Source organism: Paenibacillus terrae, assembly GCF_005217525.1.
In the GTDB taxonomy this organism is placed as follows: Bacteria; Bacillota; Bacilli; order Paenibacillales; family Paenibacillaceae; genus Paenibacillus; species Paenibacillus terrae_C.
On record NZ_PNXQ01000014.1, the window covers coordinates 389,647 to 410,929 of the forward strand.

Below are 21,283 nucleotides of genomic sequence, written 5' to 3' on the forward strand. Positions count from 1 at the left end.
AGGTGAGAACACAATGACGACTACGGACAATAATGTATCCACCAGTAACGTCTGGCCGAATTACAACGTGAATAACGTCAAAACGGCAAGCGCCAAGGATACCAAAACGATGGGTAAGGATCAATTTTTGAAAATTTTGATTACCCAGCTCCAAAACCAGGACCCAATGCAGCCTCTGGAGGATAAGGAATTTATCGCGCAAATGGCGCAATTTTCTTCCGTGGAGCAGTTGATGAACATTTCTACCCAGTTGAATACGTTGGGACAGTCTTTAGGAATATCCTCCGGTTTGATTGGAAAAGAAGTCAGTTGGATTGAGGCTGGTAAAAAGGATTCGCTTACGGGTGAAACGGGCGCAGGTGCGGTGAAAAGTGGAATCGTGGATTCCATCGTTATTCGTGACGGTGTACAGTATGCCAAAATCGGAAAGTCAGAGGTAGCCCTGAAAGATGTGACATCGGTAAGCCAGGCTCAAACAACGGCTTCCTCGGCAGGGACATCGGATACTACAACTTCTTCCTCTACTGGAAGTGGTGAGACACATGAATGACCGGATAACGGTCGGACGTCTTTTTCCCGCCAATGTCCCTCCGGCAGCAATCTCGCAGAACCGGGTAAATCCAGTACCTAAGGATGGTAGGCCATTCGGACAGGTGTTGCAGGATCAAGTACTAAAGCTGAGCAACCATGCAGCAAAGCGCTTGGAACAGCGGGGGATAGAACTGAGAAGTGACCAGATGGCGAAGATTAACTCCGCTGTGGATAAAGCAGCTGCCAAAGGCGCCAAAGAATCATTGATTTTAATGCAGGATATGGCGTTGATCGTAAGTGTGCCCAACCGGACAGTAGTTACCGCGATGGATAAGCAATCCATGCAGGATAACGTATTTACGCAAATTGATAGTGCCGTTATTATTTCATAGAAAATTTAGCAAGAAGTGGCTGGCCCGAGCAGGAAAGTCATGAAGAAGCCGCGGATCGACTGATGCGGTTAATCGAGCAAGCATTCAGAGGAGGATTTATACTCAATGTTGAGATCAATGTATTCGGGTGTATCGGGTATGAAGGGCTTTCAAACAAAGCTGGACGTTATCGGTAACAACATTGCAAACGTAAATACAACAGGCTTCAAGTCCAGCCGTGTCATGTTCAAGGATATTTTGAGCCAAACGAGTTCGGGCGCAAGTGCGCCGGACGGAACGACTACTGCGGGACAAAATGCCAAGCAGGTCGGTTTAGGGGTATCGGTCAGTTCGATTGATACACTTCATCTTCCAGGTAGTGCCATGACTACGAACAATCCGACAGATTTGCGGATTAACGGTGACGGATTTTTCCTGGTCAAAATGAATGATGCACAGGACATTCCTTATCTGACTCGCGCGGGTGATTTTCACGTGGATGCGAACCGAAATTTGGTTACCTCAGATGGCTTTTTCGTAGGAAATGCGGGTGGGGATCCAATCACACTTGCTGACAATGTGACATCGTTCTCTATCTCGCAGGACGGTACGATTGTACAACAATTGGATGATGGCACAGTAGACAATGGCACGCAAATTGGTATAGCCAGAGTGACAAACCCCGAAGGCTTGGAGAAAATCGGAGGTAGCTTGTACCGTACCACGGTTAACTCCAACATTGATGCACTTGAGCCTGGAGTAGCTAATTCGGAGGGCCGGGGCGCTATCATTGCGGGCCAGTTGGAAATGTCCAACGTCGATTTGACAGGTGAATTTACCGAAATGATCGTGGCGCAGCGCGGCTTCCAGGCGAACTCGCGTATCATTACGACCTCGGATGAAGTGCTTCAGGAAGTTGTAAACTTGAAACGATAATCGCATCTAAACGCGGGGAAGTAAAGGCTTCCCCGCTCCTATCAGGAGGTTGGTGTAACGATGGTCCCGTTAACGCGGCTGAACGGCTCGCCTATGTGGCTTAATGCTCTGCTCATTGAGACTGTGGAGGAAACGCCGGATACATACGTCACTTTAGTGACGGGGAAACGGTTGATTGTATTGGAAAAAGCGGCAGATGTCGTCTCCTTGATCAAGGGTTACAGCCGTGAAATCGGCATACATGCCGCCACGATAAAAGTGCAACAAATGGAGGAAGACGAATGAAAAAGATGCTGCCATGGCTCATTACAATTTTACTCGCGATTACTTTGATTGCAGGTGCGGCCTTTGTACTTATACCAGCGCTTAGTGGGAAGAAGTCGGAAGCCACTCCAAATGCGCAAGCCGCTCAAGCAGAACAGCTTCCCCGACTGTCGGCAGATGAATTAGTGGAAGTGAGTTCTGAAATTACCGGTATCAAAACAAATTTGGCAGACGCTGATTATATTGTCCAAATGAACCTTTCCTTTCAATTAAACGATGCTAAAGCAAAGGAATCTTTTGAAAAAATCAAGGACATCAGTATAAAGCCAATCGTTATTCAATTACTTGCAGACACCAAGCCTGATGAGCTGAGAACAGCTAAAGGCCGGGACCAGTTCAGTGACAAGCTGACGGATCTCATCAATAAGTCGCTCCCTGAAGGTCACCTGGGGAACGCCAAAATTACAGACTTTTTGCTGGCATCCATTTGATTCCAGGTGAACTTGTCAGAACATGTAAGGGGGTGAATAACATTGGTGGATGTAATGTCGCAAGGGGAAATTGATGCCCTTTTAGCAGCTCTATCGTCTGGTGAAATGGATGCGGAAGAACTTAAAAAGGAAGATACCCAAAAGAAAGTTCGCGCTTATGACTTCAAAAGAGCGCTTCGGTTTTCTAAGGATCATATTCGGAGTTTGACGCGGATACACGAAAATTTTGCGCGGTATCTGACCACTTATTTTTCAGCACAGCTTCGGACGTTTGTCCAAATTAATGTCGTTCAGGTGGAGCAGCTTCCTTATGATGAATTCATTCGCTCCATTCCAAAAATGACCATTTTGAACATTTTTGAAGCCGAGCCGCTGGAAGGACGCATGGTGCTTGAGGTTCACCCGAACGTAGCTTTTGCAATGCTGGACAGGCTTCTCGGGGGAACCGGATCAGCGCCGTCCAAGGTTAACGCGTTGACAGAAATTGAGACGACAATCATGGAGCGGATTTTTAGTCGTACCTTTGACAGCCTGCAAGAGGCTTGGAAAACGGTATTGGATATTGAACCGCGTTTGGAGGCGATGGAAACCAATCCGCAGTTTATGCAGATTGTTTCACCAAATGAAACGATTGCTCTAATCTCACTTAGTACCAAAATTGGTGATACCACAGGGATGATTAACCTTTGTATCCCACACGTGGTATTGGAGCCGATTATGGCCAGACTGTCCACGCACCAGTGGTTTACATCCGAAAAGAAATCAAGGGCGCCTGAAGAAATTGACGCCTTGAGATTACGGGTCACGAAAGCACAGCTTCCCATTATTGCCGAGCTAGGTGAATCCCGAATAAATGTGGCCGAGTTTTTGGGTCTTTCGGTGGGGGATGTCATTTCATTGAACAAACCCGTCAAGGAAGGGCTCTCCATCCGGGTGGGCGAAAAACTGAAATTCTTGGGAAGTCCCGGTATGGTAAAAGATCGTGTTGCCGTACAGATTGATGAAATTGTCAGCGAAGGAGTTGAAGAAATTGACGAGTAAAGACTATTTGTCCCAGGAGGAAATTGATGCCCTGCTGAAACAGTCTGAAGCGGGCACGGATTCTACTCCCGCCAACAAGACCGTTGACGATTTTCTGACTCCTCTGGAGCAGGATGCTCTCGGAGAGATCGGTAATATTACGTTCGGCAGCGCAGCGACAGCTCTTTCCACACTGCTCGGTCAAAAGGTTGATATTACAACCCCTAAAGTTTCAATTATTACCCGTTCTGAATTCGAAACAACTTTTCCTAAGCCGCACGTAGCGGTACATGTGAATTATGTAGATGGATTTGAGGGTATTAACTCGCTCGTGATCAAAAAGCGTGATGCGCAGGTCATAGCGGATTTGATGCTTGGCGGTGAAGGAAATCCGGTAGATGAAGAATTGAATGAAATTCATATCAGCGCTGTGCAGGAAGCGATGAACCAGATGATGGGCTCGTCGGCAACCTCAATGTCTACTATGTTTAACCGTTTTGTTAATATTTCTCCACCTGGAATTGATATTTTGGATCCAATGCATGGTGATGGAGTATCCAGCCTGCCAGACGAACAGACGTTGATTACAGTATCTTTCCGTTTGTTGATCGGTGACCTGATTGACTCTACATTGATGCAACTGTTGCCTGTGCATTTTGCTAAAAAGATGGTGAGCATTCTGATGAATGGCGGAGAGGAAGACGAGCAACCGCAAGCGTCCGCACAGCAAGTAGCTGCAACGGCCGCTCCAGAAGTGCCGCAACAAACCGAGATTCCGCAACAGCAACCCGCACCAACGTATCAACAGCCACCGGTAGCCGCACAGGTGCCTGTACAGACGCCGCAGGATGCAGGTTATGGACAGCAACCGCCCATGTACCCTCAAGACCCGGGATACGGTCAGCAGGGAGCGCCAGGTTATGGAATGCCTGGAGGTGTCCCACCGCAGGCCCCATATGGAGCGCCTCATCATTATGGTTCGATACCGGGACGAAATGTAAATGTGCAGCCTGTACAATTTTCAAACTTGCAGTCCGGTGCATTTGCGCAAGTGGATGAAAACAATTTAAATTTATTGATGGACATTCCCCTTAGAGTCACCGTAGAATTAGGAAGGACCCAAAAGCAAATTAAAGATATTCTAGAGCTCTCACAAGGTTCAATTATTGAACTGGACAAGCTTGCTGGGGAGCCAGTAGACATTCTGGTTAACAACAAACTGATTGCCAAAGGTGAGGTTGTCGTAATCGATGAGAACTTCGGTGTGCGTGTGACGGATATTGTAAGCCAATGGGACCGTATTCAAAAATTACAATAATAGCATAATTTAGGGAGGATTTATTTCAGATGGCAAACCGTATTTTGATCGTGGACGATGCTGCATTTATGAGAATGATGATTCGGGACATCCTGTCCAAAAATGGATATGAAGTAGTAGGAGAGGCCCAGGATGGATCACAGGCTATTGAAAAATTCAAAGAGCTTCGTCCGGACCTGATTACGATGGATATTACGATGCCCGAAATGGACGGCATTGCCGCTCTGAAGGAAATCAAAAAAATTGACGCGAACGCAAAGGTCATTATGTGTTCCGCGATGGGTCAGCAAGCGATGGTTATTGATGCCATCCAAGCAGGCGCAAAAGATTTTATTGTCAAGCCTTTCCAATCGGATCGGGTTATCGAAGCCATCAACAAAACACTGGGTGTGTAAGGCGCATCCGGTATGGATACACAACAGGGTGCCTCTGACGCACTGAGTACATCCAGCAATATAGGCAACATTGCCTGGGTCCTTATCGTGCTGATCTTTATCATCGTACTGATCGTGTACTTGATACGGTTTTTGAGTAAAAGAAATCAGAGCTGGTTCAGCAACCGCTCCGTTCGCATACTGGGAGGTGTGGGGCTGGGCCCTAACAAATCCCTTCAGCTTGTTGAAGTTGGCAGCAGTGTGTACCTCATTGGTGTGGGAGAAGATATCCGGCTTGTTGACAAAGTATCCGATCCTGAAGAAGTGGAGCAAATTTTGGCCGCACTGGAGCAAGAAGCTTCTCTGCAGCGCGGCCCAATTGCCCCGCTATTCGCTAAAATTGCGGATAAGCTTCGACGGAACACCGCGGTACAGCAGCATCCTGAAGAGGAAACATCTTTTCACGAGATGTTCGAATCCAAGCTTCGGCAGATGCCGAATCGTAAGGATAAACTCGAAAAGTTGCGCAATGAGGAGAATATTACAGATCGGTCGGGAGATTCATGAGAAAAAAGATTATACTTGCATGTTTGCTGCTTGTCTTATTCAGCTTCATTTCGGTGACGGCGGCCTCTGCGGAACCGATTCCGAACATTGATATTCAAGTCGGCAACTCGGATAAAGGACAGCCCGGTGCCACCTCGCTGTCTATTATTTTACTTATTACTGTCATCAGTGTAGCGCCCGCGTTGCTTGTGCTTATGACGAGCTTTACGCGAATTGTGATCGTACTGGGCTTTGTTCGCACCTCGCTGGGGACTCAGCAGATGCCACCTAACCAGGTGCTTGTCGGGCTGGCCCTGTTTCTTACCTTATTTATTATGGCGCCGACGTTCTCGGCTATGAACGAGACTGCGCTCCAGCCGTATCTCAAGGGGGATTTGACACAGTCTCAGGCGCTGGACAATGCTGCGGTACCCATCAAGACCTTTATGTTCTCTCATACACGGGAGAAGGATCTACTGCTCTTTATGAAATACACCAAGATGGAAAAACCGAAAGACTATCAGGATATTCCATTAACGGTGATGGTTCCGGCTTATGCCATCAGTGAGTTAAAGACAGCATTTCAGATGGGCTTCATGATCTTCATACCGTTTTTGGTTATTGACATTGTGGTGGCGAGTACGCTCATGGCTATGGGGATGATGATGCTGCCCCCAGTGATGATTTCGCTTCCTTTTAAAATACTGCTGTTTGTGCTCGTAGATGGTTGGTATCTGGTCGTCAAATCATTGCTTCTGAGCTTTAACACATGAATATTTCCCGTAGGGACAGCAATCAAGGAGGACGGCAATGACTTCGGAGTTTATTATTTCTCTTGCCGGACAAGCGGTGTACACAGTGCTTAAAGTTAGCGCTCCGATGCTGATTTTGGGACTGGTCGTCGGTTTGATTATCAGTATTTTTCAGGCGACAACCCAAATTCAGGAGCAGACTTTGGCATTTGTTCCGAAGATTGTCGCCGTATTACTGGCATTGCTCTTGTTCGGACCTTGGATATTGACGACATTAGTGGATTTTACGTTTAACATTCTGGACAATTTGTACAAATATATAGGTTAGGCTGAAGTTATGGATATGTTGTTACAGAGCTTTCCTGTTTTCTTGCTGATTTTTTGTCGGATTACCTCGTTTTTTGTAGTAGCGCCTATATTTTCAACCCGAGGAGTACCTAGTACCTTTAAGGTCGGGATTTCTGGATTTCTCGCATTGATCGTGTATCTCACTTATGGTACGCATCAGCAAGTACCGACGGATGCAGTGTATGTGCTGTTGGTAGGTCGCGAGGTGCTGATTGGATTGTTGCTGGGTTTTACCGCTTATTTATTCATGACAGCGATCCAAACCGCAGGTTCCTTTATTGACCTTCAGGTAGGTTTCGGGATGGCCAGTGTGTTTGACCCGATGACAGGAGCTTCGTCGCCTTTAACGGGAAATTTCAAGTTTGCGATAGCCGTGTTGCTCTTTTTAAGCTTAAACGGGCATCATCACCTGATAAACGCTATTCTATACAGCTATGATTGGGTGCCGCTGACGAATGATTTTTTTGTAAAGCTGTATGGAGGCAGTGTGACGGAATTTCTGATCCGTTCCTTTGCTGAATCTTTTATGCTGGCTTTTCAAATTGCTGCTCCTATAGTAGTAGCTACTTTTTTAACGGATGTGGGACTCGGATTTTTGGCTAAAACGGCTCCGCAGTTTAACATTTTTGTTATTGGTGTGCCACTCAAAATTATTGTGGGACTGTTCATGTTACTGCTTCTGATGCCGAGTTTTGCTTTTATCTTCGAAAAATTGTTTACTGTGATGTTCGAATCCATGCGCAACTTGTTGGATATTATGGGCAACCGTCCTTAATATCTGGTTTGGAGGAACGTAGTTTGTCATTTAAATATGCTATGAACCTGCAGTTGTTCTCAGGGGAAAAAACGGAAAAAGCCACACCCAAAAAGAAACAAGATGCCAGGCAAAAGGGGCAGGTTGCCAAAAGTATGGAATTGCCCGCAGCAGGTGTCCTGCTGGTAACGTTTTTCGCCCTAATGATTTTTGGTGGGTATTTCAAGGATCATGCGGTTCGCTTGTTTCGGGATGTTTTTGTAAATCGGTTATTGATGGAAGTAACGCCGAACACTACAATGCTCATGATGGGTGAGTATGGTGTGCAAATCATGATTATGCTGGCTCCTATTTTTATTGGGGCCATTGTCATCGGAATCGTGGCAAATTACATGCAGATCGGTTTCTTGTTAACCGGAGAGGGGATTACGCCCAAATTTAGCAAGATTGACCCGATTAAAGGATTTAAAAATATTTTTTCCATGCGGTCACTGGTCGAATTCCTCAAATCTGTTTTAAAAATGACCGTGATCGGTTATCTGGTGTACGGCGTGCTGTGGAAAACAAAAGCAGACTTACCCAAGCTGGCCGAAATGTCCGGTGACCAGATGTTGAGCTTTGCGGCTTCATTAACAATGGAGCTGGGACTCAAAATTGGTGTGGTGCTGTTCGTTTTAGCAGTATTGGATTATATGTACCAACGCTATGAGCATGAGAAAAACCTAAAAATGTCCAAACAGGACATCAAAGATGAATACAAGAAAATGGAAGGCGACCCGCTGATCAAAGGGAAAATTCGTGAACGACAGCGCCGAATGGCTATGCAGCGCATGATGCAGGAAGTTCCCAATGCAGATGTCATCATAACCAACCCTACGCACTTTGCTGTGGCTTTGAAATATGACGGTTCGGAGATGGAAGCGCCGCAGATTATTGCGAAAGGGCAAGATTATTTAGCGCTCCGAATTAAGGAAATTGCCAAGCAAAATGGCGTTATAACGATGGAAAACAAGCCGCTGGCACGGGCGCTGTTTCAAAGAGCCGAAATCGGGGATGCGATTCCAGCTGATCTGTTCCAGGCTGTTGCCGAAGTGCTGGCGTATGTATATAAATTAAAAGGTAAAGTGAAATAAAGGGATCGGAGGCCAAGAGACCCGTGAAAATAAAAGAAATAACCGTCCTTGCAGGCGTCATCGGCATCGTCCTTATGATGATTCTACCGATCCCTTCATGGTTGCTCGACATTTTGCTCGTGATCAACATATCGATTGCTTTGATGATTCTACTTGTGTCCATGAACACGAAGGAAGCTTTACAGTTCTCTATTTTTCCTTCATTGCTGCTCATCACAACGTTATTTCGTCTGGCGCTTAATATTTCTACGACCAAGCTCATTTTAGGTGAGGGACATGCCGGGGAAGTAGTGGCTACGTTTGGTAGTTGGATTGCAGGTGGACAAATTGCGGTTGGTTTTGTTGTCTTCCTGATTCTCGTAGTTGTGCAGTTTATTGTGATCACCAAGGGCTCCGAGCGGGTTGCTGAGGTAGGCGCACGGTTTACACTGGACGCGATGCCGGGCAAACAAATGAGTATTGATGCCGACCTGAATGCAGGTCTGATCAACGAACAGCAAGCCCGTGAACGGCGCAGTAAAATCGAACGAGAAGCGGATTTTTACGGAGCAATGGATGGTGCCAGCAAATTTGTTAAAGGTGACGCCATTGCCAGTATTATCATTTTGATTATCAATCTGGTCGGCGGTTTTATTATTGGTATGGCTGTTCAGGGTAAAGGGTTTCAGGAGGCGCTGTCGACTTACTCCGTACTGACCATTGGTGATGGACTGGTTAGCCAGATCCCCGCATTGCTCATATCCACGGCGTCAGGCTTGATCGTTACACGAGCTACGTCTGATGGAAACTTGGCGGATGATTTGACAGGACAGCTCTTTTCATATCCAAAGCTGATTTACATCGTGGCTACCACGATTGCTTTGTTGGGCTTCTTTACTCCTATTCATATCATTACGACCCTTCCACTGGCTGTTCTGTTGTTTTTTGCGGCCCGAAGAATGCAGGGCAATATGGAACGTAAGCAAATTGCTGATGAACAGATGGAAGAAGAGCAACAGATTGAAGAGGTGCGCAGTCCGGAAAGTGTCATTAATTTGCTTCAGGTCGATCCGATCGAATTCGAGTTTGGATACGGGCTGATTCCGCTGGCTGATACACAGCAGGGTGGGGATTTGCTTGACCGGATTATTATGATACGCCGTCAATGTGCGCTGGAACTGGGATTGGTTGTGCCGGTCATTCGCATACGGGATAATATCCAGCTCAAGCCGAACGAGTACGTAATCAAAATTAAAGGCAATACGGTAGGCGGCGGGGAATTGCTGTTAAACCATTATCTGGCGATGAGCCCGGGATATGACGACGATTCCATTACAGGGATTGAAACGACAGAACCAGCCTTCGGATTGCCTGCGCTCTGGATTGATGAGAATACCAAGGATGTTGCGGAGCTGTCCGGTTATACGGTTGTGGACCCTCCTTCGGTTGTAGCTACTCATTTGACGGAAACGATCAAGAAACATGCCCACGAGTTGCTTGGCAGACAGGAAACGCGGTCTCTGGTCGACAATCTCAAGGAAAATTATCCGGTGCTTGTGGACGATCTTATTCCTTCCGTGCTGGCGATTGGAGATGTACAAAAAGTGCTGGCCAAGCTGTTAAAAGAAAAAATCTCCATCCGCGATATGGTGACCATTTTCGAAACGCTGGCTGATTACGGCACTTATACAAAAGATCCAGACGTGCTGACTGAATATGTTCGCCAGGCGTTATCTCGCCAGATTACACAACAGTTCGCCCAGCAGGGAGAGACGCTACGTGTCATTACCGTCGGACCAGGGCTGGAGAAGAAAATTGCCGAAAGCGTGCAACAGTCGGAGCAGGGCAGCTATCTGGCTCTTGATCCGGTATCAACGCAGACAGTGTATCAAAGGATGATGGAGCAAATCAATCGTCTCATTCAATCCGGGCAGCAGCCTATCGTATTAACATCACCGACGATTCGTATGTATTTGCGGCAAGTGATGGAACGGACGATGCAGGATGTCCCGGTACTGTCGTACAGTGAGCTGGAGCCGAACGTTGAAATTCAAAGTGTCGGGGTGGTGAACTTATGAGAGTGAAACGATATGTAGTGGATACAATGCCGGAGGCCATGATGCAAATCAGAGGTGACTTCGGAACGGATGCCGTCATTTTGAGCACCAAGGAAATGAAGATCGGCGGATTCATGGGTATGTTCGGAAAAAAGAAAATCGAGGTCGTCGCTGCGGTAGAGGAGCAGCAGCTTCAAAAACCACGACGGGTTCAACCCCCACAGCAGTCGGTTGAGGCTTTTCCACCCATGAATGCTCCTGAGCAGCAGGAAGTACCATCGTCACCAGTGGTTCCAAGACAAGCCGCTCCTGAAGCCTATCGACGGGTAACGCAGATGACGAACAGTTCCAAAGAGGGGTTGGCTGATTTGCTGGCTGGCGCCGAACAAGCTGCCTCAAGCATAGAGCGTTCTTCACACGGGCCTGGTTTTAGTGGGGAAACAGAAAATGAAGTTTTTAACAACAAAGCAGCGGTTCCGAAAAAGGAAACATCCAACGAATTGTTTAAGCTACCTTCAGAGGCAAGCGTTCCAGACAAGATAGGGCCAGAGGAAAACCAAGCCCTGCTTCATGAATTACGGGAAATGAAAGCTATGATGACTCGAATTTCCCGCAATTCTGTGATGGAAAATACTTGGCCGGAACCGTTACAAAAGATTTGTGAGCGTATGCTGGAGCAGGAAGTGGAACGCGATTTGCTAGAGCATTGGCTTGAACGGGTATATGAGCGCCGAAGTGAGCATCCGTCTGATTCTGAATCTTTTGATTGGGAACATGCTCTTCGTGCAGAAGTGGCCGGATTCATTCAGGAAAGGCTGGACAAGGGCATCTCGAAAGATACCAAAATTGTGTATGTGGCAGGTCCAACCGGAGTGGGAAAAACGACGACCATTGCCAAGCTGGCAGCAGAACAGCTGTTTAAGCATCACCGCAAAGTCGGATTTATTACCTCTGACACGTACCGTATCTCGGCTGTCGAACAGCTGCGTACATACGCTACGATTTTGAATGTTCCGCTTGAAGTCGTGCAATCTCCCGGAGATGTTCACAGAGCTATTCAGCGTCTGGAACATTGTGACTTGATCCTGATGGATACTGCAGGACGAAATTACCGTAATGAGCTGCTCGTTTCGGAATTGCAAAGTCTGCTTTCACCTATTAAGGAAAGTGAGACGTACCTGGTGCTTAGCCTAACGTCCAAAAGCAAGGATATGCTCAACATAACCGGACATTTCAGTAAGTTTGGCCTTGGTAAGGTTGTATTTACCAAAATGGATGAGACAGGTAGTTGTGGTGGTATGTTTAATCTGTTGCACCAGTTTCCTATGCAACTGGCCTATATTACGAACGGTCAAAATGTACCTGACGATCTACTGCATCCAGATACAGAAATGGTGACAAACCTGCTGTTTGGAAACACAGAATCGTCAGGAGATACCGGGGATTCTGTATGAATGACCAGGCCCAATCTCTTAGACAAATGGCTTCAGCCCTGGATAAGTATCGACTGCCTGCACGTAATCGCCATGCGAAAATAGTGACAGTCACCAGTGGTAAGGGTGGTGTGGGCAAATCTAATTTCACCCTCAATTTTGCTTTGGCCTTGCAATCGCTTGGCAGAAAGGTACTCGTATTTGATGCTGATATCGGTATGGCCAATATCGATGTGTTGATGGGAGCCAATTCAAGATACAATCTTCTTCACCTGTTAAAACGTGAGAAATCAATGGCCGAAATTGTTCAAACGGGCGTGGGAGGCTTGCCTTATATTGCTGGAGGATCTGGCTTGAGCGAGCTGTTTACGTTATCCGATGACGATTTGAATTATTTTGCCGATGAGGTGGAGAAGATTGCCGCAGATATGGATTATATTCTGTTTGACACCGGTGCGGGGTTATCTAAAGAAAACCTTAAATTTATCACATCCGCTGACGAATGTATGGTCGTAACTACGCCGGAGCCGACGTCCTTAACGGATGCTTATGCGCTGATCAAAGTCGTCAGTGGATTGCAAAAGGATACAGTATTCAAAATTATAGTCAATCGTGCCGATAACGATAATGAGGCCCGTCAAGTTGCCGATAAGATAGCGCTGGTTGCACGACGCTTTTTGGAGATCGACATTCCGTTGCTGGGACATATCAGTGATGACACTCATGTCATGCAGGCAGTCAAAAGGCAGGTGCCTTTTTCAATTGCTTATCCGGGATGTGCGGCATCCAGAGATGTATTGAATCTGGCGCACCGTTTTGCAGCGATGCCACAGGCTCCGCATCCAGGTGCTTTAAGCGGAATTAAAGGGTTTATGCAAAAATGGTTGCGACGTTCGGCACAATGATTTTGATGAAAGGAAACAGAGGTGTTTAACATGTGTGCTTACCGGGTGCTGGTTGTGGATGATTCGGCCTTTATGCGCAAAATTATTTCAGATTTAATTGTAAGGGATGATTCGTTCGACATCGCAGGTACAGCCTCTAACGGCAAAGAGGCTGTAGAGAAAGTGAAGGAGCTACAGCCTGACCTGGTCACAATGGATGTCGAAATGCCTGTAATGAATGGTCTTGAAGCACTTCCTATGATTATGGCGGCCCATCCGCTTCCGGTCATTATGCTCTCTGGTATTAATGAGCAGGGTATGAAGGAGACCATTATGGCTCTGGAAGCAGGAGCTTTCGATTTTATACGGAAGCCCTCCATCTCTCATGCGCAGGATATCGGGCAGGTGGGCAAGGCGCTACTGGAGCAGATGCATGCTGCTATGCAAGCAGTCCGCAGCCGATTGGAGCGTAAGGAAGCTAATGAACGAAAAGCGGCTCTAGATAAGGCTCCAGAAGGACAGGCTGTAGCTGACAAAGGAACGGAAGGTAAAGCATCTACAGGCGAGACTCCCAATGCACCGATTGCTTCTGCAACTGCTGCACCGGTTCCGCCGAAGAGGGATACTGGCAAGTCTAATTCGCCAGCCAAGCCGGAAGCAAAACGGCCACAGACGGAAAACACTGTGCCTGACAGCCGTTTTAGTAAGCCAGCCGCCGAGCCACGGAAGACGGCGCAAGCTTCTGCTGCGCAGAAGAAGAAGGAGCTACCTACGGCAGCTGAACGTACGCCAGGACAGTTGAATATTTCCGGTACGGTCGCAGCCAAATCGCTGCACGGGACGGATAAGTCAGGACTAATCAAGCCGGAGCCCCGAAAAACGGTGTCTGCGACGGCTCCAGTTGCTTCTACGGCTGCTACGCCCCCAGTGACTGCACCAATAGTTCAGACAGCCTTCAATGGGTTCTCCCTTAAAAAAGGAGTGTACTCGCCCAATTTCCGCAAACTGGTGGCGGTTGGATGCTCTACAGGTGGTCCACGTGCGCTCAAGACGTTACTGGAACGCATTCCCGGGGATTTTCCCGCCCCGATTGTCATTGTGCAGCATATGCCGCCAAACTTTACCCGTTCACTGGCACAGCGTCTGAATACGTTGAGTCCGCTCCGGGTGGTTGAAGCTGAGCAGGGAATGACGTTGGAGACCGGAACAGCTTATATTGCTCCGGGAGGATATCAATTGAGAATTGTGCCAGGAGCCAGTGGTAAATACACGGTATCACTGAAGACGGAAGAAGCTCGTAACGGTCACCGTCCTTCTGTAGACACGATGTTCGAATCGTTACTCCCGTTAACCTCTCTGGAACGGCATTTGGTGTTGCTGACTGGGATGGGAAGCGACGGGGCTAAAATGATGAAAAAGCTTTATGATGCAGGGGTACAATCCACATTTGCTGAAAATGAGGAAACTTGCGTAGTGTACGGAATGCCTCGCTCGGCTGTAGAGTTAAAATGTGTGCGCCACCTTCTGCCGATGCAGGAGATCGCCCCCAAGCTTGTACAAGTTGTGAAATAATCGGAGTGTAACTCATGGAGGAGGTGTCTCACAATGGACATGAACCAATATTTAAACATGTTTATTGATGAGTCGAATGATCATCTGCAATCTCTTAACGAAAAAATGCTTCAACTGGAAAGTAGTCCTACCGATCTGGGCATCGTTCAGGTGATTTTCCGGTCTGCCCATACCCTCAAAGGAATGGCTGCTACAATGGGCTTTGAAGACCTGGCATCGCTCACCCACCAAATGGAAAATGTTCTTGATCTGGTGCGTAACAACAAGCTTGCGATGCAGGAATTTATATTCGATACCTTTTTTAAAGGGTTGGATGCGTTGGAGTCCATGGTACAGAACATTACAGAGGGTGGCGATGGAAAAGCGGATGTATCCTCTATTGTAGCTTCATTGCAATCCATCGTGCGTGGCGATTTCCAAAAATCCCACACAGATGCTGTTACTGAGGCGGTTACGCCGAAAAAAGCGGCGGACAGCGAAAGCGAGGGTCTTGTTCTGGATCAATTCCAGTATTCTGTACTGGAGCAATCTATTTCTGAAGGGCATCGGGTGTACTATATACAGGTAACGATTAGCTCAGAAAGCCAGTTGAAGGCCGCGCGTGCCTTTATGGTATTTAATACACTGGAGAACTCTGGCGAAATCGTAAAAGCTTATCCGTCTGTACAGGATATTGAGCAAGAGAAATTCGAACAAAATTTCTCGTTATATTATATAACGCAGAAAGAGGTAGGAGAGCTGGAGAAGGAAATCGCTGGTATTTCCGAAATCGAATCCGTCTCCGTTGTACAGCTGGATCAGGAATCGCTTAAGCAAATGAGCGAAGTCAAGGCCGGGCTTGCAGAGACTGCTGCGGTGCAGGAAGCCCAGGTAGCTGTACAACAACAGCCCGCTGCATCCCAGCCGCAGTCTTCAACTGCGGCCTCCGGTGCGAAGCCATCTGATGGTAAAGCTCAAGTAGCCAAGCCTGCAGCACCTACGCACAACCGTACGATTCGTGTAGACATTGAACGTCTGGACGTATTGATGAATTTATTCAGTGAATTGCTTATTGACCGTGTACGGTTGGAGCAACTGGCGAGTGAGGCTTCTAATCCTGCGCTGACCGAAACGGTAGAACATATGAGCCGCGTAAGCAGTGACCTGCAAAATGTCGTGCTTAAATTGCGAATGGTACCTGTGGACACGGTTTTCAATCGTTTCCCGCGTATGGTGCGTGATCTGGCCAAATCGTTGGATAAAAAGCTGGATTTGGTCATTACTGGCGCGGACACCGAAATGGATCGTACCGTTATCGACGAAATCGGTGATCCGTTAGTGCATTTACTGCGCAACTCTGTGGATCACGGCATTGAGTCAGTAGAAACCCGTATTGCGGCAGGCAAACCGGAGACAGGAACAGTTCATTTACGTGCTTTCCACAGTGGCAATAACGTGTTCATTGAGATTGAAGACGACGGAAGCGGCATTAATCGTGAGAAGGTACTGAAAAGTGCCATTTCCAAAGGGATTATGACGGAGGAACAAGCAGCTGCAATGAGCGATGAAGAGGCCCATCAGGTACTTTTCGCTCCGGGATTCAGTACAGCTGAGGTCATTTCGGACGTTTCAGGACGCGGCGTTGGACTTGATGTAGTTAAATCTAAAATCACTTCCCTTGGCGGTAACGTTACGATTCATTCCGTTCTGGGCAAAGGGACCAATTTTTCTGTGCAGTTGCCACTGACACTATCCATTATTGCTGCCATGATGATACAGATCGGATCCGAAAAATATGCGATTCCGTTGTCTTCTATTGTGGAGACTGCAATCGTCAAACGGACACAAATCCGTTCTGTACACGGCAACAAAATGATCGCTTTCCGCGAATCCCATATTCCGCTTATCTCCTTGAGTCAGCTGTTTGAAGTACCAGACTTCAATGAGGATGAAGAAGAAGAGACAGAGGTTGTTGTTATCCGCAAGGGTGACCGTCTAGCAGCTCTTTCTGTTCAGGACTTTTTGGGACAAAGTGAAATTGTCCTTAAAAACCTCGGCAAATACCTACCGAACATCCAAGGAATTTCAGGCGCCACGATCCTGGGCGACGGTCAGGTTGCTTTGATCATTGACCCTAATGTTTTCATTAAATAATGTCTTCATTAAAAATGAAAGAAATGTGAGATTGCTGACATCCATAAGGAGGGTTTTTAGACATGGGAGAAGAAATTAAAGTTATCGTATTTAAACTTGGTGAAGAGGAATACGGTGTCGAAGTAGAAAAAGTCCAATCCATTGAGCGCATGGTGCCGATTACACGTGTTCCAAGAACATACGATTTTGTCAAAGGTGTATTCAATATGAGAGGCGTGGTCATTCCCGTTATTGATCTGCGTGGTCGTTTTGGATTGTCTGAGGCGGAGTATACCGATCAAACCCGGATTATCATCGTTGCAGTGGGTGAGATGCAAGTCGGCTTTATCGTTGATTCGGCAAACGATGTAATTGACCTGAATACCGATAACATTGAGACACCACCGGAAGTCGTTGGCGGAGTCAAGGCTAAATATTTGCGTGGAGTTGCTAAAATCGGTGAAGAGCGCTTGCTCATCATGCTGAATTTGTCTGAGGTGCTGAATCGGAGTGAAATGAACCAACTGGAAGGCTTAGAGGATTAATTTATGGAAAATCTTGAAAATCTCGAAGATTTCAAGTTGGATGTTTTGAAGGAAGTCGGTAACATTGGTTCGGGGAACGCTGCTACAGCGCTCTCCCGACTTCTGAATAAACCGGTTGATATGGGCGTACCTAAAGTACAGATGCTGCCTTTTGAGGAAATTGCCGAAAAGGTTGGTGGGAATGAGCAGCTTGTCGTTGCTATATTTTTCAGAGTCGAGGGCGAAGCTCCAGGTAATCTCTTTTTCATATTGCAACCCCATGCGGCAAAAAGTCTGCTTTCCCGGCTTGCGAATATTCCCTCGGATGATGAGGACAGCTTTAACGAAATGGAGCATTCGGCTCTGTCTGAAATCGGTAATATTTTAGCGGGTTCATACTTGTCCTCGTTGGCCGATTTCACCCGGTTGTCCATGTATCCGACGGTTCCCGCACTAGCTTTGGATATGGCCGGGGCCATTCTCAGCTACGGATTGTTGCAGTTTGGTCAGATGGGGGATGCAGCCCTGTTGATTGACACAACGTTTCTGGAGGGGCAGAATCAGATTGAGGGTCAATTTTTCCTGATTCCGGATCCAGAATCGTTTGGTAAAATATTCAGGTCGTTAGGAGTCCCGATGAACGATGATTGAGGATAAAAGCATCATCAAAGTGGGCATGGCAGACTTGAACGTAACCAGCAATCCAAACTCCATTCGTACGACAGGACTTGGTTCCTGCGTCGGATTGACCCTCTACGATCCTCATTTAAAGCTGGCTGGTATGGCACATGTAATGTTACCGTCTTCAGACATTGCGCGTGAAGGGCAGCTTAACATCGCCAAATATGCCGATACCGCGTTGCCGGAGCTATTTGAGAGGATGCTGAAATTGGGAGCCGAACGCCGCAGACTGGTCGCCAAAATGGCAGGAGGAGCGCAAATGTTTGCCTTTGCCGGCAGTGGGGACACCATGCGAATTGGTCCGCGCAATGTGGAGTCATGCAAGGAAATGCTCGTAGATCTCGGTATTCCTCTGCTTGCGGAGGATACAGGTGGTAGTTATGGCCGAACGATTGAGCTGGACTGTGAAACTGGCGTTTTGAATATTCGAAGCGTACAAAAAGGTGTAAAGGAATTATAATCATGTTATTTGGCAGCTTACGCATTAATCTTTGGTCTGGAGTAGTCGGATTTATTCTGACTTTTGTGTTGTCCACTGGCAGCAATCTGCTGACCACGAGCTTAATTCGTGGCTTGGTCGCTTTCGTTTTTTGGTTCCTGCTTGCATTTGTGCTGCGCTGGACACTGGGTGTCGTAGCGCGGCCAGATCTGGGTAATGCCCAAAGCCGGGCAAGCTCTCAGGTGGATGGCGTAGGGGGGAATCTGGACCTGACGACACCAGACGAAGATGAAAACCTGAATGAATTGTTGAAGCCGAAACCAGAGCAGACGGATGGGAAAAACATCGGTTTTGCGCCCTTAAACCCGCCTAAGCTGGTTTCAAACAAGGACCCTGAAGAATTGGCCAAGGCCGTTCGTCACCTGACAGACAAACAAGGAGGGTGAAGCCGATGAACGAGCGAAAAGCCGCTCATTTAAACCATTCCGAACTGTGGGAGCAATGGAAAGAACACGGTGACAAGGAAGCGAAAAAGCAGCTAATTGAAAAGTACCTCCATATTGTGGAGTATGTGTCGGGACGCCTTGCAGTAGGTTTGCCTAAAAATGTATCTAAAGATGACCTGGCCAGTAACGGTGTCATGGGCTTGATAGATGCTCTTGAAAAGTTTGACTATGAACGTGGTTTGCAGTTTGAGACTTATGCTTCCTGGCGCGTTCGAGGAGCGATTTTGGATGGTCTTCGCCAGGGAGATTGGGTTCCACGCTCGGTCAGGGAAAAAGCGAAAAAAATTGAGGATGCCTATCAGCATCTGGAGCAGAGATACTTGCGCACAGTAAGTGATGAAGAGATGAGCCATTATTTGGACGTCTCTGAAAAAGAGTTTCAAAATATGATCCAGGAGGTCGCCGTTATGTCGATCGTTTCACTGGAGGACCCGATCCGCGAAGAAGAATCGGAGACACGACTTTCCCTTTTAGTGGATGAAAAGGCGAAAAACCCGGATCACAAGGTCAATGAATTTACACTTCGTGATGCCCTTGCACAAGGCATTGACAAATTGACTGAAAAAGAACGTATCGTTGTTTCTTTATTGTATTACGAGGATTTGTCTCTCAGTGAAATTGCTGAGGTCATGTCCCTTTCCCCTTCGCGTATTTCACAACTACATTCCAAAGCCATATTGCGGCTGAGGGCAACACTGGACAAACAGCGGGATCTGCTAATGCGTAAAGATTAAACGTACGGGAGGTTACAGTAACAGTTAGACGGAAGGAGCACCCCTGTGGAGAAGCACTATGCTTTGGACCAGTATTTAAAAGTGGTCGTCTCACCCGATAAACTTAGCGCTTATTTGGAGTTTGCTAAACGTGAAGAAGGCTTTTCCTGTTCTGTAGAAGAATTGGAGCGTTTCCTGAGCAGCCAAAAAATAAGTCATGGTTTGATTAATAATGAGATTTACTCGTTTGTGGCAAGATCGGAAGATTATTTCTTCACCAAATTGCTGATTGCTGAGGGAACACCGCCAGTTCATGGTAAGGACGGAAAAATTAATTTGGCTGAAGTTGTGACCGGTGAAGATGCACGTAAGCCGCTCGAAACCTTGGATGGACGAGTGGACTATAAAGAATTGACGCGTTTAAAAAATGTAAAGCGTGGACAACTGATTGCCGAGCGGATTGATCCATTGCCGGGTGTACCTGGTATTGCCGTCACGGGAGAGGAAATTCCATATCTTCAAGGCAAAGAGGCACGTTTTAAAGTAGGGAAAAATGTAGTTGTTCATCCAGAAGGTGTTGCAATGTACGCAGCTATCGATGGATTGGTGACTACGACTGAAAAGGGTAAGCTCAATGTGTTTCCCGTATATGAAGTGAACGGGGATGTGGATTATAGCGTCGGCAACATTGATTTTGTTGGAACCGTCGTCATTCGTGGTAATGTCCTGACAGGTTTCCGTATTCGGGCGGCTGGAGACATTCGTGTTATCGGCGGTGTGGAAGGCGCTGAATTGGATGCGGAAGGCTCAGTCGACATTAGTGGTGGTATTATTGGATACCATAAGGGGTATGTGAAAGCTGCGCAAAATGTGAAATGCTCCTTTATACAGGATGGTAACGTGATTGCCGGTGGCGATATCCTTGTATCCCAAAGCATCATGCATTCCCAGATCAAAGCCAGTAAGAATGTACTTTGCGGAGGGGCTAAAGGACTCATCGTAGGTGGTAGTGTACAAGCTGGTGAAAAAGTGGTGGCGCGCACCATTGGTAATACGATGTCTACGGCCACTATAATCGAAGTAGGTGTATTACCGGAGCTTCGAGATGAATTGACTGAACTCCGAGCACGTTTGAAGCAACAAACAGACAGTCAGGATAAGACCAATAAGGCGCTCACCATACTGGATCAGCTTGCTGCTACTGGACAGCTTGCCCCTGAAAGAATGGCGATGCGAATCAAGCTGACATCTACTAAAAAATCAAATGACAACGAGCTTCTGGAAACTAAATCAAGAATGCTGGAGATCGAACGAACTTTGGAAGATACAACCCGCGCGCGGGTAGAAGTCAAAAACGTTATTTACGGCGGCTCTAAAATAGTTATCGGCAGATATACAAAATTTATTAAAGATTCGGTGGAAAGAATGGCGTTTTATTATCATGAGGGTGATATCAGTATGTCCTCCTCCGTGTAATCTGGCACAGGGATAACGAGTTTCCTTATTCCTCGGAAAACAGATACGGATGCCCAATCGGAAAGGGTG

At 47.0% G+C, this 21,283-nt stretch carries 24 protein-coding genes; all 24 read left to right on the forward strand.

The window, feature by feature from the left end; all coding sequences use genetic code 11:
• Window positions 1-13: 13 nt before the first annotated feature.
• Window positions 14-550 (forward strand): flagellar hook capping FlgD N-terminal domain-containing protein, encoded by a 537-nt coding sequence (locus C1I60_RS16575; RefSeq protein WP_137062724.1) that lies wholly within the window; start codon window positions 14-16, stop codon window positions 548-550.
• The gene (locus C1I60_RS16580; RefSeq protein WP_134910133.1) at window positions 543-923 is read left to right on the forward strand and encodes a TIGR02530 family flagellar biosynthesis protein; all 381 of its coding nucleotides are present in this window, start codon (window positions 543-545) and stop codon (window positions 921-923) included. The genes C1I60_RS16575 and C1I60_RS16580 overlap by 8 nt, the downstream gene beginning before the upstream one ends.
• 105 nt (window positions 924-1,028) lie before the next feature.
• Window positions 1,029-1,838, forward strand: a complete 810-nt coding sequence (gene flgF / locus C1I60_RS16585; RefSeq protein ID WP_137062725.1) for a flagellar basal-body rod protein FlgF — start codon at window positions 1,029-1,031, stop codon at window positions 1,836-1,838.
• A 60-nt stretch (window positions 1,839-1,898) separates the two neighbouring features.
• Entirely contained in the window at window positions 1,899-2,123 is a 225-nt protein-coding gene (locus tag C1I60_RS16590; protein WP_137062726.1) for a flagellar FlbD family protein, read from the forward strand.
• Window positions 2,120-2,593 (forward strand): flagellar basal body-associated FliL family protein, encoded by a 474-nt coding sequence (locus tag C1I60_RS16595; RefSeq protein ID WP_137062727.1) that lies wholly within the window; start codon window positions 2,120-2,122, stop codon window positions 2,591-2,593. Before C1I60_RS16590 ends, C1I60_RS16595 begins: the two co-directional genes overlap by 4 nt.
• Window positions 2,594-2,635: 42 nt before the next feature.
• The gene (gene fliM / locus C1I60_RS16600; protein ID WP_137062728.1) at window positions 2,636-3,634 is read left to right on the forward strand and encodes a flagellar motor switch protein FliM; all 999 of its coding nucleotides are present in this window, start codon (window positions 2,636-2,638) and stop codon (window positions 3,632-3,634) included.
• Entirely contained in the window at window positions 3,624-4,931 is a 1,308-nt protein-coding gene (gene fliY, locus C1I60_RS16605; RefSeq protein ID WP_137062729.1) for a flagellar motor switch phosphatase FliY, read from the forward strand. Before fliM ends, fliY begins: the two co-directional genes overlap by 11 nt.
• Window positions 4,932-4,960: 29 nt before the next feature.
• Window positions 4,961-5,326 carry a response regulator gene (locus C1I60_RS16610; RefSeq protein ID WP_014281090.1) on the forward strand — a complete coding sequence of 122 codons (366 nt, stop codon included), beginning with the start codon at window positions 4,961-4,963 and terminating at the stop codon, window positions 5,324-5,326.
• 12 nt (window positions 5,327-5,338) lie between these two features.
• A complete protein-coding gene (locus C1I60_RS16615; RefSeq protein WP_137062730.1) occupies window positions 5,339-5,872 on the forward strand; it encodes a flagellar biosynthetic protein FliO in 534 nt (177 codons plus the stop codon).
• Window positions 5,869-6,624 carry a flagellar type III secretion system pore protein FliP gene (fliP, locus tag C1I60_RS16620; RefSeq protein WP_137062731.1) on the forward strand — a complete coding sequence of 252 codons (756 nt, stop codon included), beginning with the start codon at window positions 5,869-5,871 and terminating at the stop codon, window positions 6,622-6,624. Before C1I60_RS16615 ends, fliP begins: the two co-directional genes overlap by 4 nt.
• Before the next feature lie 37 nt (window positions 6,625-6,661).
• Window positions 6,662-6,931 (forward strand): flagellar biosynthesis protein FliQ, encoded by a 270-nt coding sequence (fliQ, locus tag C1I60_RS16625; protein ID WP_014281093.1) that lies wholly within the window; start codon window positions 6,662-6,664, stop codon window positions 6,929-6,931.
• A gap of 9 nt (window positions 6,932-6,940) precedes the next feature.
• Window positions 6,941-7,726 carry a flagellar biosynthetic protein FliR gene (gene fliR, locus C1I60_RS16630; RefSeq protein ID WP_137062732.1) on the forward strand — a complete coding sequence of 262 codons (786 nt, stop codon included), beginning with the start codon at window positions 6,941-6,943 and terminating at the stop codon, window positions 7,724-7,726.
• On the forward strand, window positions 7,726-8,838 hold the full coding sequence (gene flhB, locus C1I60_RS16635; RefSeq protein WP_137062733.1) for a flagellar biosynthesis protein FlhB: 1,113 nt from the start codon (window positions 7,726-7,728) through the stop codon (window positions 8,836-8,838). The genes fliR and flhB overlap by 1 nt, the downstream gene beginning before the upstream one ends.
• Before the next feature lie 23 nt (window positions 8,839-8,861).
• The gene (gene flhA / locus C1I60_RS16640; protein WP_137062734.1) at window positions 8,862-10,895 is read left to right on the forward strand and encodes a flagellar biosynthesis protein FlhA; all 2,034 of its coding nucleotides are present in this window, start codon (window positions 8,862-8,864) and stop codon (window positions 10,893-10,895) included.
• Window positions 10,892-12,328: a flagellar biosynthesis GTPase FlhF gene (flhF, locus tag C1I60_RS16645; RefSeq protein ID WP_137062735.1), complete on the forward strand. Its 1,437-nt coding sequence runs from the start codon at window positions 10,892-10,894 to the stop codon at window positions 12,326-12,328. Before flhA ends, flhF begins: the two co-directional genes overlap by 4 nt.
• A complete protein-coding gene (locus C1I60_RS16650) occupies window positions 12,325-13,212 on the forward strand; it encodes a MinD/ParA family protein (protein WP_137062736.1) in 888 nt (295 codons plus the stop codon). The genes flhF and C1I60_RS16650 overlap by 4 nt, the downstream gene beginning before the upstream one ends.
• A gap of 30 nt (window positions 13,213-13,242) precedes the next feature.
• On the forward strand, window positions 13,243-14,763 hold the full coding sequence (gene cheB / locus C1I60_RS16655) for a chemotaxis-specific protein-glutamate methyltransferase CheB (protein WP_137062829.1): 1,521 nt from the start codon (window positions 13,243-13,245) through the stop codon (window positions 14,761-14,763).
• Between the two features lie 33 nt (window positions 14,764-14,796).
• On the forward strand, window positions 14,797-16,896 hold the full coding sequence (locus C1I60_RS16660) for a chemotaxis protein CheA (protein ID WP_137062737.1): 2,100 nt from the start codon (window positions 14,797-14,799) through the stop codon (window positions 16,894-16,896).
• A 62-nt stretch (window positions 16,897-16,958) separates the two neighbouring features.
• On the forward strand, window positions 16,959-17,420 hold the full coding sequence (locus C1I60_RS16665; protein ID WP_014281101.1) for a chemotaxis protein CheW: 462 nt from the start codon (window positions 16,959-16,961) through the stop codon (window positions 17,418-17,420).
• A 3-nt stretch (window positions 17,421-17,423) separates the two neighbouring features.
• A complete protein-coding gene (locus C1I60_RS16670; protein ID WP_044644853.1) occupies window positions 17,424-18,050 on the forward strand; it encodes a chemotaxis protein CheC in 627 nt (208 codons plus the stop codon).
• Window positions 18,043-18,540, forward strand: a complete 498-nt coding sequence (locus C1I60_RS16675) for a chemotaxis protein CheD (RefSeq protein WP_025684946.1) — start codon at window positions 18,043-18,045, stop codon at window positions 18,538-18,540. Before C1I60_RS16670 ends, C1I60_RS16675 begins: the two co-directional genes overlap by 8 nt.
• Window positions 18,541-18,542: 2 nt before the next feature.
• Window positions 18,543-18,965: a hypothetical protein gene (locus tag C1I60_RS16680; protein ID WP_137062738.1), complete on the forward strand. Its 423-nt coding sequence runs from the start codon at window positions 18,543-18,545 to the stop codon at window positions 18,963-18,965.
• A gap of 5 nt (window positions 18,966-18,970) precedes the next feature.
• Window positions 18,971-19,759: a FliA/WhiG family RNA polymerase sigma factor gene (locus C1I60_RS16685; RefSeq protein WP_013309911.1), complete on the forward strand. Its 789-nt coding sequence runs from the start codon at window positions 18,971-18,973 to the stop codon at window positions 19,757-19,759.
• Window positions 19,760-19,804: 45 nt separating this feature from the next.
• Window positions 19,805-21,214: a flagellar assembly protein A gene (locus tag C1I60_RS16690; RefSeq protein WP_137062739.1), complete on the forward strand. Its 1,410-nt coding sequence runs from the start codon at window positions 19,805-19,807 to the stop codon at window positions 21,212-21,214.
• Window positions 21,215-21,283 lie beyond the last annotated feature (69 nt).

Coding starts and splice junctions, on each gene's coding strand:
- C1I60_RS16670 (WP_044644853.1), top strand. CDS start 17,424: ATGGAAAATCTTGAAAATCTCGAAGATTTCAAGTTGGATGTTTTGAAG.
- fliP (WP_137062731.1), top strand. CDS start 5,869: ATGAGAAAAAAGATTATACTTGCATGTTTGCTGCTTGTCTTATTCAGC.
- C1I60_RS16575 (WP_137062724.1), top strand. CDS start 14: ATGACGACTACGGACAATAATGTATCCACCAGTAACGTCTGGCCGAAT.
- C1I60_RS16675 (WP_025684946.1), top strand. CDS start 18,043: ATGATTGAGGATAAAAGCATCATCAAAGTGGGCATGGCAGACTTGAAC.
- C1I60_RS16660 (WP_137062737.1), top strand. CDS start 14,797: ATGGACATGAACCAATATTTAAACATGTTTATTGATGAGTCGAATGAT.
- C1I60_RS16650 (WP_137062736.1), top strand. CDS start 12,325: ATGAATGACCAGGCCCAATCTCTTAGACAAATGGCTTCAGCCCTGGAT.
- flgF (WP_137062725.1), top strand. CDS start 1,029: ATGTTGAGATCAATGTATTCGGGTGTATCGGGTATGAAGGGCTTTCAA.
- C1I60_RS16685 (WP_013309911.1), top strand. CDS start 18,971: ATGAACGAGCGAAAAGCCGCTCATTTAAACCATTCCGAACTGTGGGAG.
- C1I60_RS16615 (WP_137062730.1), top strand. CDS start 5,339: ATGGATACACAACAGGGTGCCTCTGACGCACTGAGTACATCCAGCAAT.
- cheB (WP_137062829.1), top strand. CDS start 13,243: ATGTGTGCTTACCGGGTGCTGGTTGTGGATGATTCGGCCTTTATGCGC.
- fliQ (WP_014281093.1), top strand. CDS start 6,662: ATGACTTCGGAGTTTATTATTTCTCTTGCCGGACAAGCGGTGTACACA.
- flhF (WP_137062735.1), top strand. CDS start 10,892: ATGAGAGTGAAACGATATGTAGTGGATACAATGCCGGAGGCCATGATG.
- fliR (WP_137062732.1), top strand. CDS start 6,941: ATGGATATGTTGTTACAGAGCTTTCCTGTTTTCTTGCTGATTTTTTGT.
- C1I60_RS16590 (WP_137062726.1), top strand. CDS start 1,899: ATGGTCCCGTTAACGCGGCTGAACGGCTCGCCTATGTGGCTTAATGCT.
- C1I60_RS16595 (WP_137062727.1), top strand. CDS start 2,120: ATGAAAAAGATGCTGCCATGGCTCATTACAATTTTACTCGCGATTACT.
- C1I60_RS16580 (WP_134910133.1), top strand. CDS start 543: ATGAATGACCGGATAACGGTCGGACGTCTTTTTCCCGCCAATGTCCCT.
- C1I60_RS16610 (WP_014281090.1), top strand. CDS start 4,961: ATGGCAAACCGTATTTTGATCGTGGACGATGCTGCATTTATGAGAATG.
- C1I60_RS16665 (WP_014281101.1), top strand. CDS start 16,959: ATGGGAGAAGAAATTAAAGTTATCGTATTTAAACTTGGTGAAGAGGAA.
- C1I60_RS16680 (WP_137062738.1), top strand. CDS start 18,543: ATGTTATTTGGCAGCTTACGCATTAATCTTTGGTCTGGAGTAGTCGGA.